The following is a 16,266-nucleotide window of genomic DNA, read 5'->3' on the forward strand; positions in this document are numbered from 1 at the left end:
ATCTACTAAATGACGCTAAATCATTGATAGCTAGCGAAGGATTAGATGAGGGCAAATTTGAAAGAAGCATAAAGGAGTGTTTTGATGAGCTAGATAAAAATTTAAAAGAGCTAAGCTCGGAAAATGGAGAATTTATAATAAAACAAATAGCTCTTTTTATATTAAGTCTAGTCGATATAACCGATCCAAAGGCCATAATAAAAAAATCAAATCTTGGTTTTGTGGCTTATGAGCTTGGAAAGATGGCGTATGCAATTCATGAATATGATAGCAATAGGGCATTTTACGGTGTATCCTTACCAATACTAAGTTTTTTTACATCTAGGTTTGCTTCTGTCGTAAATACTTTAAATATAAGTTCAAACTGCAATGTCTTGGTGTTTAAAAGTGATAAAAATTCTAGATCTGGTTTTTTCTTAGACTTTACTCACTTAAATTTAGACTACCGCCCTTTTAAATATAGCATTAACGAAAAAGAGACTAATTATAATACAGATGAAGGATATAGTGTATATGGATATTTAGATGATGTATCTGTATTTGATTACTCCAAAGAGATTTGCTCTTATGACGTGGTAAATAAAAATTTAGGCTTTGGCTCGAGTGATGATACTTTATTTAGTAGATTAAAAGATGAGATAAAAAGTACAAATGCAAATTTAAATTTTATCTGTGCTTCAAATTTTAACTCTATAAAGTTAGCTAATCTAATAGCAGATAAATCCGATAAAAATAATACCTCAGTAAATGATGAGATGAATAGTAAAGACTTCTCAAATTTAAATAAAAACTACATTATTCTTTCAAACTCTCCTTTTAGATCAAGTGCAGGATTAAGAGAGGAAGTTATTAGTAAAAGTCTTGATCAAACTATAAAAGATGATATAAATAGATCAAAAAGTAGCAACCTGGTAAAACAAAAATTTAGTGACATAAAGACTCTAAATCCAGTAAAAGACTATAGCAAATATAGTATAGATATAGATCAAAACAATGATAAATCAACTCTTTTACTAAATTTATCTCCATTTGCAAGGATAGAAAAAAGCTATATAGATAATATAGAAGAGAATAAAGAAAAATATAGTGAAAGCTATACAGAAGAAAATAGTAGCGATGCTTATGATTTTCAATTAAGCAAATTAAAGTACGATGAGCTTTTTGATATAAATGTCTCTCATATAAATGCTTATGCAAAGCAACCAAATGATATGGAGAAGATAAAAGAGAGTGAAAAAGAGTATATGGAAAAATCAACTCTAGCATTTAAAGCAGTCTTTGACAGAGTTAATAAAAATGTTAGTGATAGAATGAATTTCGAAGATGAATGCTACGATAAGATAGAAGCGATAAAAGAATATGAGATATTAGGAGATATAGACTCTGTAAAAAGTGCCGTAAAAGAGATACTAGATGATCAGCCAACTCCATACTACTCTCTTTTAGAAGTACTTTGCCTTGGCGTGGCTTACTTTATAATGACCAAAAGCTATTCAGGAGAGTTGTTAAACAAATCTATAAAAAACTCCCGTGAATATATAAAAGTAGGTGATGAAGAGATAAGTACTATAAATGTAAATTCTTTTGTAAAGTTAGGTGATAGTGATATAAGATTATTCTTTTACAAAGAAAGTGCTAAAAGTAGTGGATTAAGCAAAAATGAGTACCTATGTATAGAAGAGATTAGTGATTATATGGATGGTGCAGGAAATACTAAGAATGTATATAGCATAAAAGAACTTTTAGAAGAAAATGATAGTAGCGTAAATACAAATATAAAAGATCCTTTACAAAGTGATCTAATGAAGCTTCTAATAGAGCAAGCCAATGATATAGATGAAAGCTGCAAGAAAGATAAAACTTTGATAAAAGAAGTGATAGCTTCTAAGGATAAAGACGTCTTAAAAAAAGCCATAGACTTAGAATATAAGGCTTATCATAATGATAGAGATATGGATAAAGAGGTAAGCTCTTTACTTGTAAAAACAGCCATTGAAGGATTATTCCCAATAGCAGGCTTTGCAAGTGAAGATGGCATATCTAAAATTTATGAGATGCTTAGCTCTTTTATATTTGAAAGGGATGCAAAGAAATTAAAAGACGCCTTTTTAGACGAGCTTGGAGTATTAAATTTAATAAAAAAACTATTTAGTGCAAAAAAGACTAAACAAATAGATGAATATTTCTTGTATATCACAAGATTAAAAACTACAAATATAGTACTTCAAAGATCAAAGCTAAATTTAATTTTGCAAGCTCAAAATACCTATATACTTTATAGAACAATAGAACATTTTAAACTAAATATATCTTATAGCGAGATAACGACATATACATTTATGAGATACACGTATAGCTTTAATATAAGAGATGTAGAGCTTATGAAAAAAGAAATCAAAGACTATACTAAAACTCTTGGTAAGGACATAGGCATCTCTATGATAACAGGTCTAATAGAACTTTATAAAACCTCGTATGAAAAACTAGAAGAGAACTATAAAGAGATAATGCATACAAGATACACATATAAATTTAATGAAGCTTACGCACTAAATAATATCTCATATAAACCTATATCTATAAAAGAAGCTTATGATAAAAATAGTACAAATAGCTATTGCTACTATCCAGTGATGATCTATCAAAACTATATAAGTCTAAATTTAAATAGACTATTTCTAGGAGCTAATATAAATAGTGGAGGATTAGACTATAACTCATTTATCTACTATGATATAAACAATAAACAAAGCAAACTCTCACATAACCTTGCTTCAAAGCTAGCACTAAATAACCTTAGTGCTTATCTATGTTTAGATGAACTAAGAGGAGCTGGCAATGAAGTAGATGCAAACTACTTTAATTATGCAAGAAGCAGATATACAAACTCAGATGTAGATATAAGGGAGTTAAATTTGGATGTGAAAGAGGAGAAAGAAATTTATGATATATACAATAAAGGTAATGGTCAAGATAGAATGAGCTTCTCTTATGCTATAAAAGACTACCAAAAGGCTGTTGAGATAATAAACAAATTTAAAAAAGGAATCTTTAACACCAGCGATGAAAACAACCACTCTAATCTCTCAAGAGATCTAATAAAAGCATTAGATACCATAGGCAACAATAACATTAAAGGTGTGTATGTGGGGTGTAAAATAGAGCACGGAAAAAGAACAAAAGAGAATATTCCTCCTCGCCTAGTAGGTCGTCTAGCCACTACAATAGTAATGGAAGATGGTCTTTACATAGGATAAAAGATGAAAAAGATTATATTTACAGCTTTAGCTATCTTAGTAATAGCCATATCACTAATAGCAATAAATAAAAGAATGAATAAAGGAAATTTAATGGATAACAATAATACATATATGGTAATAGCTCCGAATGGGGAAGAGGTGTTATTTGATAAAGAGACAAATTTGATCGTTTCTAAAACAAAAGATGACAATACAACAAAGTATTTTAAAGAAAAATCCCAAATGCTCCTTGAGGCCCGCTCCATCCTAGACTCATCTCCATATAAAAACTATAAACCACTATACTATAACCCTAAACCAAATTCTTTAGGTCAAACAGACTATCTATCATTTAAGCCATGGCTAGATATTAGCTATAAACCAAGCTCAACTAAACTATCTCCTTGGACTAAATCAGAAAAAGCTTACTATGAAAGCTTAAAAGATAAAAGAGATAGATATATCTATCTAGTAAAAAGAAGTAATCTAAAATGTACTATGATAGATATTCCTGAAGATGCAATAGCTAGAGTAGATAGCAAAGGCAAACTAACTAAACCAGAATATGCTGAAATTTATGATGAAGTAAATGCTAATAAAGGTACATTAAAATCAATGCTCTTTTCTGCAGAGTGGGGAATATGTGCTGGCATACTTGGAAATCCTATGGGATTTTCACATGGAAATGAAGCAGGCTTTAAAGCAAGAGATTATCAAAGAATTTTCTTAGCAGCTCAATTAGGGATAGTAAAAGCTTTAGAATTCTTAGGTGATCTATTTGAATACACTACTTATGATATAGGTCTAAACAAAAATTTACAAATGGCTGAAGAATTTAGAAAACTAGCTAAAAATCCTCCACTAGATGAATATGGCATGATGCCTTACCTTGATGAGATAGTAGGTAATTACTTTGTGATGGATTTTAATAGGGGCGGAATAGTGATTAATCCTACAGGATCAATGCATAGAGTTTTAAGAGAACTTGTAGAAGACAAGGACGAGCTACTAGACCCTAGAGACTTTGATGCCAATGAGACTACAAGAGAAAAATTTGTCTCTTATGTTAAAAAAGAACTGCCAGAATATGCAGAAATTTTTTCTGAAAAAGGCTATCCTGCTAATTATGAAGATAGAGACATAGACCTTTACATTGACTCCACCATCCTAGAATCCAAAATAATGTCTTTAACCCCACCAGAGGGCTATCCTAATGCACCATACTATAACACACCTGAAGAGCTAACAAGACTATATGAAGCAGGTAAATTAGACAAAAAGCTAAATCCTCTAACACCAGTGATGTATAGAGAAAGTTTTCCTGAAGATCTTAGGCAAAAGATATTAAGCTATGCAAAAGAGCATAATATAAAGGATTAGATAATAAATTTAATATCTATGGCTCCAAACGGAGCCAAACATAAATATATTAAGCCACTACAATCAAAGACATAATCATCTCTATGATAACCGGCTTAATAGAACCTTATAAAACCTCATATGAAAAACTAGAAGAAAACTATAAAGAGATAATGCACGCAAGTAATATGTTTGTCGCACTATTAACTTAAAAAAATAAATTAATTTTAGGAGATAATTAGACTTTTTTTATAAGAAAAATCGCAAATAGCGATCTATACAAATTTTGATAAAGAATTTCAATATATTTTAATATCAAAATGAGCTGAATTTTGAAAAAATTAAAGCATATTTTTAAACTTGCTTTTAACTTTTTTGTTATAATATCCCAACAAAAATAAAAAGGATATTTTTTATCCTAATTAAGGTTTTAAATTTGAGAGTATATTTAGACAATAACGCTACAACAATGGTTGATCCTGAAGCTTTTGAGCTTATGAAGCCATATTTTTGTGAAAAATACGGCAATCCAAACTCACTTCATAAATTTGGCTCTGAAACACATCCAGCTTTAAGAACAGCACTAGATCAGCTCTATACTGGATTAAATGCAAAAGATAGCGATGACATCGTCGTTACCTCATGTGCAACTGAGAGCAACAACTGGGTAGTAAAAGGCATCTACTTTGACAAAATAGCAACTGGCGAGAAAAAGCGTATCGTAACAACCGCAGTTGAACATCCAGCTATTTTGGCGACTTGTAAATTTTTAGAAAAATATGGAGTAGAGCTTACTGTTTTAGATGTAAATAACGATGGCATAGTCACGCCAGAACAACTAAGAGCTGTAATGGATGAGAATGTAGCGCTTGTTTCTATAATGAGCGCGAATAACGAAACTGGCATGATCTTTCCTGTAAAAGAGCTTGCCAGTATCGCTCATGAATATGGAGCTTTATTTCACACGGATGCCGTTCAAGCAGTCGGTAAAATAAAGATAAATGTTCAAGATCTTGACGTTGATTTTTTAAGCTTTTCTGCGCATAAATTTCACGGACCAAAGGGTGTTGGAGCACTATTTATAAAAAATAGTATGCCACTAAGTAGCTTGCTTCACGGCGGCGAGCACATGGGTGGACGCAGAAGTGGCACGCTCGATGTTCCTGGCATCATCGGCATGGGTAAAGCACTTGAACTGGCAAATAAATTTATGGATTATGAGCACTCTCATGTTCGCCGTTTGCGTGATAAACTTGAAGATGCAATTTTAAAAATTCCTGACGTTAGCGTCGTTGGTAAAAAAGAGCAACGTGTGCCAAATACCATTTTGGCTTCTATAAAAGGCGTTGAAGGCGAAGCGATGCTTTGGGATCTAAACAAAGCTGGCATAGCAGCATCTACTGGCTCAGCATGTGCAAGTGAAACATTAGAGAGTAACCCAATAATGGAGGCCATAGGGGCAGATAAAGAGCTGGCTCACACCGCACTTAGACTATCTCTTTCTAGATTTAATACAGAAGAAGAGATTGATTATGCGATCGAGCATATAACAAAAGCAGTAAATAGACTAAGAGGTATCTCTAGTACATTTGCCTACGCCCCAGAATGGCATAAGAGCGGATTATAAAATTTAAAGGAAAATAACATGGCAAAGAATAATTTGATCGGAGGCTCTATCTGGGATGAGTATTCTAAGGTAGTGCAAGATAGGATGAATAATCCTAAATTTATGGGAGAGATAACCGAAGAAGATGCTAAAAAGGCAAACGCAAAGCTTATCGTGGCTGACTTTGGTGCAGAAAGCTGCGGTGATGCGGTTAGGCTATACTGGCTTGTTGATGAAAAGACAGACAAAATAATAGATGCTAAATTTAAAAGCTTTGGCTGTGGCACAGCGATAGCTAGCTCTGATACGATGGCTGAGCTTTGCATCGGTAAAACGGTCGATGAAGCAGTCAAGATCACAAATCTTGATGTCGAAAAGGCTATGCGCGACAATCCAGATACGCCAGCAGTTCCACCTCAAAAGATGCACTGCTCAGTTATGGCGTATGACGTTATAAAAGCAGCAGCTGCAAGCTATAAAGGCATAGATCCAGAGCATTTTGAAGATGAGATCATCGTTTGCGAGTGCGCTAGGGTAAGCCTTGGTACGATTAAAGAAGTGATAAGACTAAATGACCTTCACACAGTAGAGGAGATCACGCAATACACCAAAGCTGGTGCATTTTGCAAGTCTTGTGTAAAGCCTGGTGGCCATGAAAAAAGAGAATATTATTTGGTGGATATTTTGCGTGATACTAGGGCTGAGATGGAGCGTGAGAAGATCGAAGCTCAGGCAAATGCCCAAGCAAATCACACTTTAGGTGACATTAGCTTTGAAAATATGACGATGGTAGGGCAGTTAAAAGCAGTAGAGTCTGTCATAGATAAAGAAATTCGCCCAATGCTTGAGATGGATGGTGGAAATTTAGAAATTTTAGATATCAGAAATGATAACGGAGAAAATACTGATATTTATATCCGCTATCTTGGTGCTTGCTCAGGCTGTGCAAGTGGCTCAACTGGTACTCTTTACGCGATTGAAAATGTCTTGCAAGAGAGCTTAAGCCCAAAAATTAGGGTAATGCCTATTTGATTTTATTGACTAGCCCTTGTGGGCTAGTTTTTATTCTCTTAAGAATTTTAAAATTTCACTTCTAATTTGATTCAAATCACCCACAAATTTTTTTTCAAACTGAGAGCGATTAAAGGTTCGCTGACGTTTTGCTAACTGAGCCGTATGCGTAGCTATGAGCTCTTCAAGCTCGTTTTTAGAAATTTCTTTATCTAAAAATTGCTTGCACTCTTTTAAACCTATTGATTTTAGGGGTTTTGGCTCACTTTTGTATTTATCAAATAAAAATTTTGCCTCATCTATGAGCCCGGCTTCAAGCATACCTTTTGTTCTCTTTTTGATACGTTCTCTAAGCTCATCTTTATCCCATAAAATTTCAAATATCGCTAGCTCTTTTATGATGCTCTCTTTAGTATTTTCTCTTAGCCAAATGCTTGGAATTTGGCTACTAAATTTATAAATTTGATACCATTTTTCGAGGCGATAAGAGTCTTTTTGGCTAAATTTGCTTGCAAACTCAGGATCGATTTTTGCAGCTAACTCGTAAATTTCTTCATTGCTTAAATTTAGCTCACATTTTGGCACATCTGGTGCAAGTCCGCTAAGCATTGATTTTAGATAAAAGCCGCTGCCTCCTGTAATGATGAGTGGGCAGTCTTGTGAGCGCGCAAAATTCTTTGCATTTTTATAAATTTCAAAAAATGCCCCAACACTAAATTCTTCATCAGGATAAATTTCATTTACACCAAAGTGCTTTATGGCTTCAAGCTGCTCTTTATTTGGCTTTGCGCTGGCGATATCTATCTCTTTATAAAGTGCAAGCGAATCAAGGCTTAAGATGACGCCGTTAAGCTTCTTTGCAAGCTCAAATGCAAGATCGCTTTTACCGCTTGCTGTGGTGCCAATTATTGCAAATTCTTTAAACAAGTCTAGCCCTCATAAAACGAGCTAAAGAGTAAAATTTCATCATTTTCATTGTTATTTTTGCCATCTTTTATAAGACTAGCCAAAACACCAGCAAAATACGGAGCAAAGCTAAGCTCATTTAGTCCATAAGCTTGGTTATAGACCAAGTTGCTATATACGCTATCGCGTCCAAGAGCCGGCTTATCGTTTGAGCTAAGAAGTACGTAGTTTGCCCTAAAGCTAGGCTCTTTTAGCTCGCTTATACCAAGATGTATCTTTAGTTCATTTAAAAATGCATTAATCTTTTCAGTTTTAACAAGCGTATCGATAGCACCGACTTGTAAATTTGTAATAATCATAACGCCATTTTTAGTTGGATAAATTTTGGCAAATAGATCATTTAAAATGATTGGTTTTTTAGGGATTTGCCCTTCGTTTAGGCTAAGATCAATGGTGTAAAATTTAGCCAAAATCGCATTTAAGCTCGTGCCTAGCTTATTTGAAAGCTCTAAATTTTTTGAAGCGATCACAAAGTTATCGGCCTCATATTCGCCGTTATTGCCGGTAGCTTTTTGCACTATTTGTCCTTGCGTTTTTAGCTCATAAATTTCATCATTTATAAATTTTACCCCAAGAGAATTTAGCTCGTTTATCAAAGCTTTTTTGAGCTCATTTGTATCAATGCTTGCGTTGTTGGCTAAATTTATAGCGCCTTTTATGTTTTTATTTATTAGCCCAAAATTTGCAAGCTCTTTATCTACGCTTAAAATTTCTTGCTCGCTATGGGCAACCTTTATCTCATCAAGCCTTTTTTTAAAGCTTTCATCATCGCTAAAAAGTAGATAAACACCGCTCTCATCGAAATTTATCTGCGGATATTTGTTGTTTAAATCTCTTAAAATTTCAAAGTTTTTCTTACCAAATTTTGAAAACAAAATTTGCATCTTTTTGTCGTGAGCTTTGGTTGATTTAAGTGTAAAATTTGTCATCCAAGCTCTAAAATTTTCATTTAAGCAAATACTTATATCAAGCTCGCTTTTTTTGCTAACTAGCCCCATAAATGAGCTAGATATCGCTCCATCTTTTGCAAGAGCGTGTGTGCCAAAAGGCGTTAAAATTCCATTTGTAAAATCATCTTTTTGGTTGCTAATAATTAAAATTTCTTCACCCTTTTTAGCTAATTCGTAAGCCGTAAATAACGCACTAAAACTATCTCCAATAATCGCTACTTTGCCCATAATAACCCTTTGTTTTAAATTAATCTTGTAATGATAATATAAATTCAAATTTAAAGCAAAATGGTGTAAAATCAACCATTTTTAAAGAAAATGGAAATTTATCAAATGATAGAAAAATTAAAAATTATCGCTGAACTTATCGTTTTTAAGCATTCTGTTTTTGCTTTGCCTTTTATTTTTGTTGCGATGATAGTTGCTAGCAAGATAGAAAGTGGCTCAGCTTGGTTTGGCTTTAAACTACTTATTTTAGGTACTTTTTGCGCTGTTAGTGCTAGAAATTTTGCTATGGCTTTTAATAGATACAAAGATGAAGATATCGATAAGCTAAATCCGCGAACTGCAAGCCGTCCAAGCGTTGATGGTCGTATCGGTAGGAGCAATATGCAGCTTTTTATAGTGGCAAATGCGTTTATTTTTATCGCATGCGCTTATTTTATAAATTCGCTCGCATTTTGGCTAAGTTTTCCTATTTTAGCTATTCTTAGCGGATATTCGCTGTTTAAGCGCTTTAGCGAGCTAGCGCACTTGGTGCTAGGCCTTAGTCTTGGACTTGCTCCTATCGCTGGCGTGGTTGCAGTGAGCGCTGCCATACCGCTTTGGAGCGTGCTACTTTGCCTTGGTGTGACATTTTGGGTGGCTGGATTTGACCTGCTTTACTCGCTTCAAGATATGAAATTTGACCAAGAAAACAAGCTCTTTAGCATACCAGCCATTTATGGCGACAAGGCGACACTGTTTTTATCAGCTATTTTTCACGCCTTAGCTTTTATACTCTGGCTACTTTTTGCTTGGGCGGCTGGGCTTGGAGCGATGGCGTTTTTTGGCATTGTGGTAAGTGGCGTGATATTATTTTTCGAGCATAGGATCGTAAGGCGCGACTTTAGCAAGATAGATCGGGCATTTTTCACACTAAATGGCTACTTAGGAATTTTATTTTTCATCTTTGTTTGGATAAGTGTATTATGAGCGAAGTAAGGCTTTTTAAGGCGCCTCTTAGCATGGTTTATGAGTGCGACAAAAGTGGAGATGAGAAGTTTTTAAGAGAATTTAACTCTATCTTGCCAGGTGACGAAGATGCGCTTGGAGCGTGGCTAAAGCGAGCAAAATCACGCGGCGAGACTAAAGAGAGCGATCAAGTTTTACTGACTCTTTTGATAGAACTTCACAGAAAAGTAGATGCGCTAAGTGATTACATTAAAAACGAACATAAGCAGTATTTGCCACTAAATGAGAGTGCAAGTATCGATGAAATCGGCTTTGCGCATATAAAAATAAGTGAAGATAAATTTCAAAAAGATGAAATTTACTACGCAAGGATTGCCATGCCTATCTTTCCAAAGAGAAATTTGAGCCTTTATCTAAAGGCTATTGATGAAAGGCTTGCAAAGATAGAAAACATGCACGAAGAAGACGAAGCCGACTGGAATGCTTATGTGACGGCTAGGGAACGTGTAATGATAAGAGAAATGAGAGCGAACTCGTAGAAGGAAAAATATGGAAATTTATATCTTTTTAGGCTTTGGAATCGTTTTAGCGATAATAGTTGCTTTGTTTTTTATAAAAGATAATGAGACAAACAAGAAATTTATGAGATTTGAACGAGCGATAGAAAGTGTTATGCAAGAAAATTTTAACCTCAAAAAGCAAATTTCAATGCTTGAGGGCGAGGCGTTTAAAAATAGCGAACAATATGAGCCACTAAAAAAAAAGATAAAAGAAAATATTGATTTACAAATAAATGAAAAGATTGTGCCAATAATTCGTGCGATTAAGAGCATTGAGCGAGTAATTGATGATTTTGCAACAGAACAAAAAGATAGAATCGTCAGTCTTGAAGAGCGAACAAGAGATATTAATAAAATCGCACCAAGCGTCATCAATGAAGAAGAGCAAATTTTAAAAATGTTTAAAGATGGAAAGAGTGCAGCTATGATCGCGAAGGATCTTCATGTAGGCATGGGGCGAGTTGAGTTTGTGCTCAGATTTCATAAATTAGCTTAAAATCGCCATTTGATTTAAAAAGACTAATCCACTCTTAAACTACAAAAATTGCTTTAAATTTTTATTTTGATTTAAATCTTTTAACATATAATTGAAAAAATTATAAAAAGCTCTAACCAAGCTTAAGAAGGTGCTTTATGCTAATCGATAAATATGGTCGGGTTGTTGATTATTTAAGGATTTCTGTAACTCAGCGTTGCAACTTTAGGTGTAGGTATTGTATGCCTACAACGCCATTTAGCTGGACGCCAAGAGAGAATTTATTAACCTTTGAGGAGCTATTTTTATTTGTAAAAGTGGCTATCGATGAAGGTATAAAAAAGATAAGAATCACTGGTGGCGAACCGCTTGTACGTAAGGATTTAGACGTTTTTATAAAGATGATAAGTGATTATAATCCAGATATCGATTTAGCGCTTACTACAAATGGTTATATGCTTTCACACTTTGCCAAAAGGCTAAAAGACGCTGGGCTAAAGCGCATAAATATGTCGCTTGATACGCTAAATGAGCAAAAGGCTAAATTTATCGCACAAAAAAGTGTCTTGCACGAAGTTTTAGCTGGCTTTGAAGCAGCTCATGATGCTGGATTAAAAGTAAAAATCAACACTGTCGCACTAAAAGGTGTAAATGATGATGAGCTTATAAATTTGCTTGAGTTTGCTAAATTTAGAGATTCTCAGATCAGATTTATTGAGTATATGGAAAATTCACACGCAAAAGATGATCTAAAAGGGTTAAGTAGCGATGAAATTTTAAAAAATATCTCACAAAAATATAATGTTACAAAAGATGGAAAACTACCAAATGCGCCTGCGTCTATTTATAGACTTGATGATGGTTATAAATTTGGCATCATAGATCCGCATAAGCACGACTTCTGCGAGAGTTGCAACCGTATCAGGCTAAGTGCCGAGGGACTTTTGATACCTTGCCTTTACTTTGAAGAAGCTCTTAGTATCAAAAAAGCAGTTGAAAAGGGTGATATCGTAGCTGCAAGTGAAATTTTAAGGCAAGTGCTAGCAAATAAACCAAAAGAGAACAAATGGGCGATAGGCGCTAGCAATGAAACCTCTTCGCGTGCCTTTTATCAAACTGGTGGTTGATGAGCAAAGAGCTAGAGCTAGTTGAGGCGTTTTTAAGTATCCAAGGCGAGGGGGCTTACCAAGGCAGACTCGCCATATTTTTACGCTTTTTAGGCTGCAACTTAAACTGCTCTGGCTTTGGCGTGCAAACAAAATCTTTAAAAACTGGCGAAAGCTTACTAGGATGTGATAGCATAAGGGCTGTTTTTAAAGGGCATTTTAACTATAAAATTTATAGTGTAGATGAAATTTTAGACATAGTTGATAACCTATGTAAAGGCTTAATACAAAAACCGATCATTGTTTTAACCGGTGGCGAGCCGCTCATCTGGCATGAAAATGAAAATTTTATAAATTTGGTAAAAGAATTGCTTGAAGATTATGAAGTGCATTTTGAGACGAACGGCACTATCTTAATTAATTTTGCTAAATATGAAATTTATAAAAAATGCCATTTTGCACTTGGAGTAAAGCTAGCAAATAGCGGAGTTAATGAACAAAAACGCATAAATTTAGACGCTATTTTGGCTATTAAAAATAATGCAAGAAGTAGCTTTTTAAAATTTGTCCTCTCGCACTTTGATAAAAGCGAGTTGGACGAGATTATAAATATAAAAAACCAAGTTGATTTGCCGGTTTGGTGTATGGCAATAGGGGCGAATAAAGCTGAGCTAAACGAAAATGCTTTAAAAGCGGTAGAATTTGCCATAAAGTATGGATTTAACTACTCAGAGCGTATCCACATCAGGCTTTGGAGCGATAAAGAAGGTGTTTGATGATTATTAGAAAGCTTTTTAGATTTGAAAATGCACATATTGTGAGATTTTGCAGCTCAAAGCGTTGTAGGACTAGTATCCACGGGCACAGCTATGTGGCTGAAATTTTACTTAGCTCAAATTCTCTTGATAACGCCGGCATGGTCTATGATTTTGGTTTAATGAAGCAAAATATAAAAACGATTATTGATAGTTTTGATCACGCTACAACAATATTTTCAGGCGATAATGATGAGTATAAAAATGATCTAAAAAAGCACTCGGCAAGATGGATCGAGATCCCGCTAAATCCAAGTGCAGAGCAGTTTTGTCGTATATTTTTTGTTATGATAGAGCGGCTGCTTGAGCTTAGCGTGATGAATAACGGTGAGCGTGAAGTGAAGCTTCATAGCATTATCGTGCATGAGACTGATACAGGCTATGCGCAGTGCTTTAAAGAGGACGCCGTAAATGCGCAAATGGGCGAGATAAAGCTAGATGAGATCAAATTTTCAGACGCTATCATAGAAGAGTGGGAAGATAAAAATTTATTCGAGAAGATGAAAAATAGGTTAAAAATAGAAATTCCAAAGGACGTTTGATGAAAAAAATTATAACTTCTTTTTTATTTATAGCTGGTCTATTTGTGGGTTGTGGAGATAAAGATGAGGCTAAAAATGATATTAGCGAGCCAGTGCCTAGTGACGTTACCATAGCCCAACCAGACGCAAATGTCACAATCGATGAACAACTCCCACCTGAGCCAGTTGTGGAAGAGAACGAGCCTTCTAAAGAGAAGAAATGAACGAACATCTCTCCTCGCTTTTTGCATACACTTTGCCTTTTCATGTGATATTTTTTTATGCACTAGTTGCCTGTAATATACTCTATTTAATACTTACTCAGTTTGGCAGCAATAGTAAAAACTATGTGCTTCGTATAAGATATTTTTTACCGATTTATCATATGTTACTTAGTTTTCTTGTGCTAACTGGACTTATTTTATGGGCGTATTATGGATATGAGCTTAAATTTAATGCCATAAAAATGTTAATTATCTTAATAATTTTAATCGCACTTAGTGCCATAGGTTTTAAAAGGCTAAAAATTTATGCAGTTAATGGTGACTTAGAAAAATTTAAAAAATTCGCCCTTATTAAGGGATTTTGTGATCTTGTTTTAGTTGTAGTTGCAGGGATTTAGATGAAATTTTTATATGATAAAAATGCAGGTAATGAAAGCTTAAAGATAGTAAATGAAGCTTTTTTGCACCTAAAAGCTAGAAGAATGCAAGCTGGTGAGCGAATAAGTGTTAGAAATTTACGAGATTTTAAAGAGTATATTTATGAAATTAATGAGATTGATAGGCGAAGTGCGAGCTTAAGTCTTGTCTTTGCCAGCTCAAATGGCGAGCAAAAATTCGACTTTACGATCGCTTGGGCTATCGTCGATCCAAAGACGATAGAAAAGACATTGCCATTTTTAAATGAACTTGGCGTTGGTAAAATAGCTTTTGTCTATACTAAATTTTCTCAAGCAAATTTTAAGATAGATATTGAAAGGCTAAACTACATAAATGCTCTCTCTTGCGAGCAGTGTGGACGAACTTCACTAATGGAGTTTGAAATTTATAAAAATTTAGACGAACTAATGAGCTTTTATAAAAATGTATCAGCTATAAATTTTGGCGGTAAAAGCTTAAATGAAAAAAAAGATGATGAGCTTTTAATAATTGGTCCAGAGGGTGGATTTAGTGAGGATGAGACGGCTAAATTTAAAAATAGCTACTGCCTAAATACTAAAAACATTTTAAAATCACAGACTGCGGTTATCTCAGTGGCTGCAAAATTCCTGGCTTAATTTATTTGATTTTTAGATTTCTTTTTATATAATCAGCAACTTTTAATGTAGATAATTAGCCCAAAAATAATAAAGGAAAAATGATGAAAAAAGATATCCATCCAGAATACGTAGATTGCACTGTAACTTGTGCTTGCGGAAACACTTTTAAAACAAAGTCAAACAAAAGTGAGATTAGAATTGACATTTGCGACAAGTGCCACCCATTTTTTACAGGCAGCGAAAAGATAGTTGATAGTGCTGGCCGTGTTGAGAAATTTAAGAAAAAATACGCTCAAAAATAAGCCTTGCTCTACTTTATTCCTACTCCAATAGGAAATTTAGAAGATATCTCGCTTCGTGCAATTAGAATTTTGCGTGAATGCGAGATAGCTATTTGCGAAGATACAAGAGTTTGCAAAAGTCTTGTAAATCTGCTAAATGAACGCTTTGACGCAAGTATAAATATATCAAAATTTATTCCACTTCACACCCATAACGAAGATGACTTTTTCACAAATTTAAGTGATGATTTTTTTAGTAAAAATGTAGCCTACATGAGCGATGCTGGCATGCCAGGCATCAGCGATCCAGGCGTTAGCCTAGTAAGATATGCTCAAAAAAATAACATCGAGTATGAAATTTTAAGTGGAGCAAATGCGGCACTTTTGAGTGTGGTTGCAAGCGGACTTTGTGATAAGGAATTTGTATTTTTAGGATTTTTGCCAAATACTGGCAGAGATAGGTCTTTAGCTATCCAAAATGCTCTAAATTTAGCTTATCCAGCCGTTATTTACGAAAGCCCAAAACGCATACTAGGCTTAGTACAAAGCATCGCAAATCTAGAACCTGAGAGAGAAATTTTTGCCATAAAAGAGGCCACTAAAAAATTTGAGAGTAAGTTTAAAGATAGTGCTAAAAATTTAGTCCAAATTTTAGAAAAAGCAAATTTAAACGGCGAGTGGGCGGTTGTCATCTCAAAAAGTGACAAAACAGCCACTCAAAATATTACAAAAGATGAGATACTTTCGCTTGATCTTGCCCCAAAAGTAAAAGCAAAATTGCTTAACAAAATAACCGGAGAAGATGTAAAAAAGATATATGATGAGCTTATAAAAGCTTAAATTATAGGCTATAAAACTACTAAGTGATACTAAAACGAAAGTGTAAAATTTACTCTAGTTACATACAAAAATAAGTTAAATTTTAATTGACTTTAGCTACCAT

Annotated in this window: 17 protein-coding genes; 15 read left to right on the forward strand and 2 right to left on the reverse strand. The window is 34.3% G+C overall.

The window, feature by feature from the left end; genetic code table 11:
* The 4 genes from A3854_RS09585 to A3854_RS05055 form a co-directional block, all read left to right on the forward strand.
* A partial coding sequence (locus A3854_RS09585) for a hypothetical protein (protein WP_084041582.1) occupies positions 1-3,257 on the forward strand: 3,257 nt, incomplete at its 5' end.
* A 3-nt stretch (positions 3,258-3,260) separates the two neighbouring features.
* Complete coding sequence (locus A3854_RS05045) at positions 3,261-4,619, forward strand: thioredoxin reductase (protein WP_084041583.1); 1,359 nt, start codon at positions 3,261-3,263, stop codon at positions 4,617-4,619.
* 415 nt (positions 4,620-5,034) lie between these two features.
* Positions 5,035-6,225, forward strand: coding sequence for a NifS family cysteine desulfurase (locus A3854_RS05050; RefSeq protein ID WP_084041584.1), 1,191 nt, complete (start codon positions 5,035-5,037; stop codon positions 6,223-6,225).
* 18 nt (positions 6,226-6,243) lie between these two features.
* Entirely contained in the window at positions 6,244-7,236 is a 993-nt protein-coding gene (locus tag A3854_RS05055) for an iron-sulfur cluster assembly scaffold protein (protein WP_021090546.1), read from the forward strand.
* A gap of 30 nt (positions 7,237-7,266) precedes the next feature.
* Here A3854_RS05055 and miaA read toward each other — a convergent pair whose 3' ends face one another.
* Both miaA and A3854_RS05065 read right to left on the reverse strand, forming a co-directional pair.
* Entirely contained in the window at positions 7,267-8,142 is an 876-nt protein-coding gene (gene miaA, locus A3854_RS05060) for a tRNA (adenosine(37)-N6)-dimethylallyltransferase MiaA (RefSeq protein ID WP_084041585.1), read from the reverse strand.
* A gap of 2 nt (positions 8,143-8,144) precedes the next feature.
* Positions 8,145-9,359 carry an FAD-dependent oxidoreductase gene (locus A3854_RS05065; RefSeq protein WP_084041586.1) on the reverse strand — a complete coding sequence of 405 codons (1,215 nt, stop codon included), beginning with the start codon at positions 9,357-9,359 and terminating at the stop codon, positions 8,145-8,147.
* Positions 9,360-9,464: 105 nt separating this feature from the next.
* Here A3854_RS05065 and mqnP point away from each other — a divergent pair, with 105 nt between their 5' ends.
* The 11 genes from mqnP (at position 9,465) to rsmI (ending at position 16,163) form a co-directional block, all read left to right on the forward strand.
* Positions 9,465-10,325 carry a menaquinone biosynthesis prenyltransferase MqnP gene (gene mqnP / locus A3854_RS05070; protein ID WP_084041587.1) on the forward strand — a complete coding sequence of 287 codons (861 nt, stop codon included), beginning with the start codon at positions 9,465-9,467 and terminating at the stop codon, positions 10,323-10,325.
* Positions 10,322-10,843: a hypothetical protein gene (locus A3854_RS05075; RefSeq protein ID WP_084041588.1), complete on the forward strand. Its 522-nt coding sequence runs from the start codon at positions 10,322-10,324 to the stop codon at positions 10,841-10,843. The genes mqnP and A3854_RS05075 overlap by 4 nt, the downstream gene beginning before the upstream one ends.
* A gap of 10 nt (positions 10,844-10,853) precedes the next feature.
* Positions 10,854-11,360: a DUF6115 domain-containing protein gene (locus A3854_RS05080; protein WP_084041589.1), complete on the forward strand. Its 507-nt coding sequence runs from the start codon at positions 10,854-10,856 to the stop codon at positions 11,358-11,360.
* A 137-nt stretch (positions 11,361-11,497) separates the two neighbouring features.
* Positions 11,498-12,466: a GTP 3',8-cyclase MoaA gene (moaA, locus tag A3854_RS05085; RefSeq protein ID WP_084041590.1), complete on the forward strand. Its 969-nt coding sequence runs from the start codon at positions 11,498-11,500 to the stop codon at positions 12,464-12,466.
* The gene (locus tag A3854_RS05090) at positions 12,466-13,221 is read left to right on the forward strand and encodes a 7-carboxy-7-deazaguanine synthase QueE (RefSeq protein WP_084041591.1); all 756 of its coding nucleotides are present in this window, start codon (positions 12,466-12,468) and stop codon (positions 13,219-13,221) included. The genes moaA and A3854_RS05090 overlap by 1 nt, the downstream gene beginning before the upstream one ends.
* Positions 13,221-13,802, forward strand: coding sequence for a 6-pyruvoyl trahydropterin synthase family protein (locus tag A3854_RS05095; RefSeq protein WP_084041592.1), 582 nt, complete (start codon positions 13,221-13,223; stop codon positions 13,800-13,802). Before A3854_RS05090 ends, A3854_RS05095 begins: the two co-directional genes overlap by 1 nt.
* Positions 13,802-14,005 carry a hypothetical protein gene (locus A3854_RS05100; protein ID WP_084041593.1) on the forward strand — a complete coding sequence of 68 codons (204 nt, stop codon included), beginning with the start codon at positions 13,802-13,804 and terminating at the stop codon, positions 14,003-14,005. Before A3854_RS05095 ends, A3854_RS05100 begins: the two co-directional genes overlap by 1 nt.
* Entirely contained in the window at positions 14,002-14,403 is a 402-nt protein-coding gene (locus tag A3854_RS05105) for a hypothetical protein (protein ID WP_084041594.1), read from the forward strand. Before A3854_RS05100 ends, A3854_RS05105 begins: the two co-directional genes overlap by 4 nt.
* Complete coding sequence (locus A3854_RS05110; RefSeq protein WP_084041595.1) at positions 14,404-15,060, forward strand: 16S rRNA (uracil(1498)-N(3))-methyltransferase; 657 nt, start codon at positions 14,404-14,406, stop codon at positions 15,058-15,060. It begins immediately after the preceding gene.
* An 83-nt stretch (positions 15,061-15,143) separates the two neighbouring features.
* Positions 15,144-15,344: a 50S ribosomal protein L31 gene (rpmE, locus tag A3854_RS05115; RefSeq protein ID WP_002942443.1), complete on the forward strand. Its 201-nt coding sequence runs from the start codon at positions 15,144-15,146 to the stop codon at positions 15,342-15,344.
* A gap of 3 nt (positions 15,345-15,347) precedes the next feature.
* A complete protein-coding gene (rsmI, locus tag A3854_RS05120; RefSeq protein WP_084041596.1) occupies positions 15,348-16,163 on the forward strand; it encodes a 16S rRNA (cytidine(1402)-2'-O)-methyltransferase in 816 nt (271 codons plus the stop codon).
* The last annotated feature ends 103 nt before the right edge of the window (positions 16,164-16,266 follow it).

This window comes from Campylobacter concisus (genome assembly GCF_002092845.1).
GTDB classification, from domain to species: Bacteria; Campylobacterota; Campylobacteria; order Campylobacterales; family Campylobacteraceae; genus Campylobacter_A; species Campylobacter_A concisus_AQ.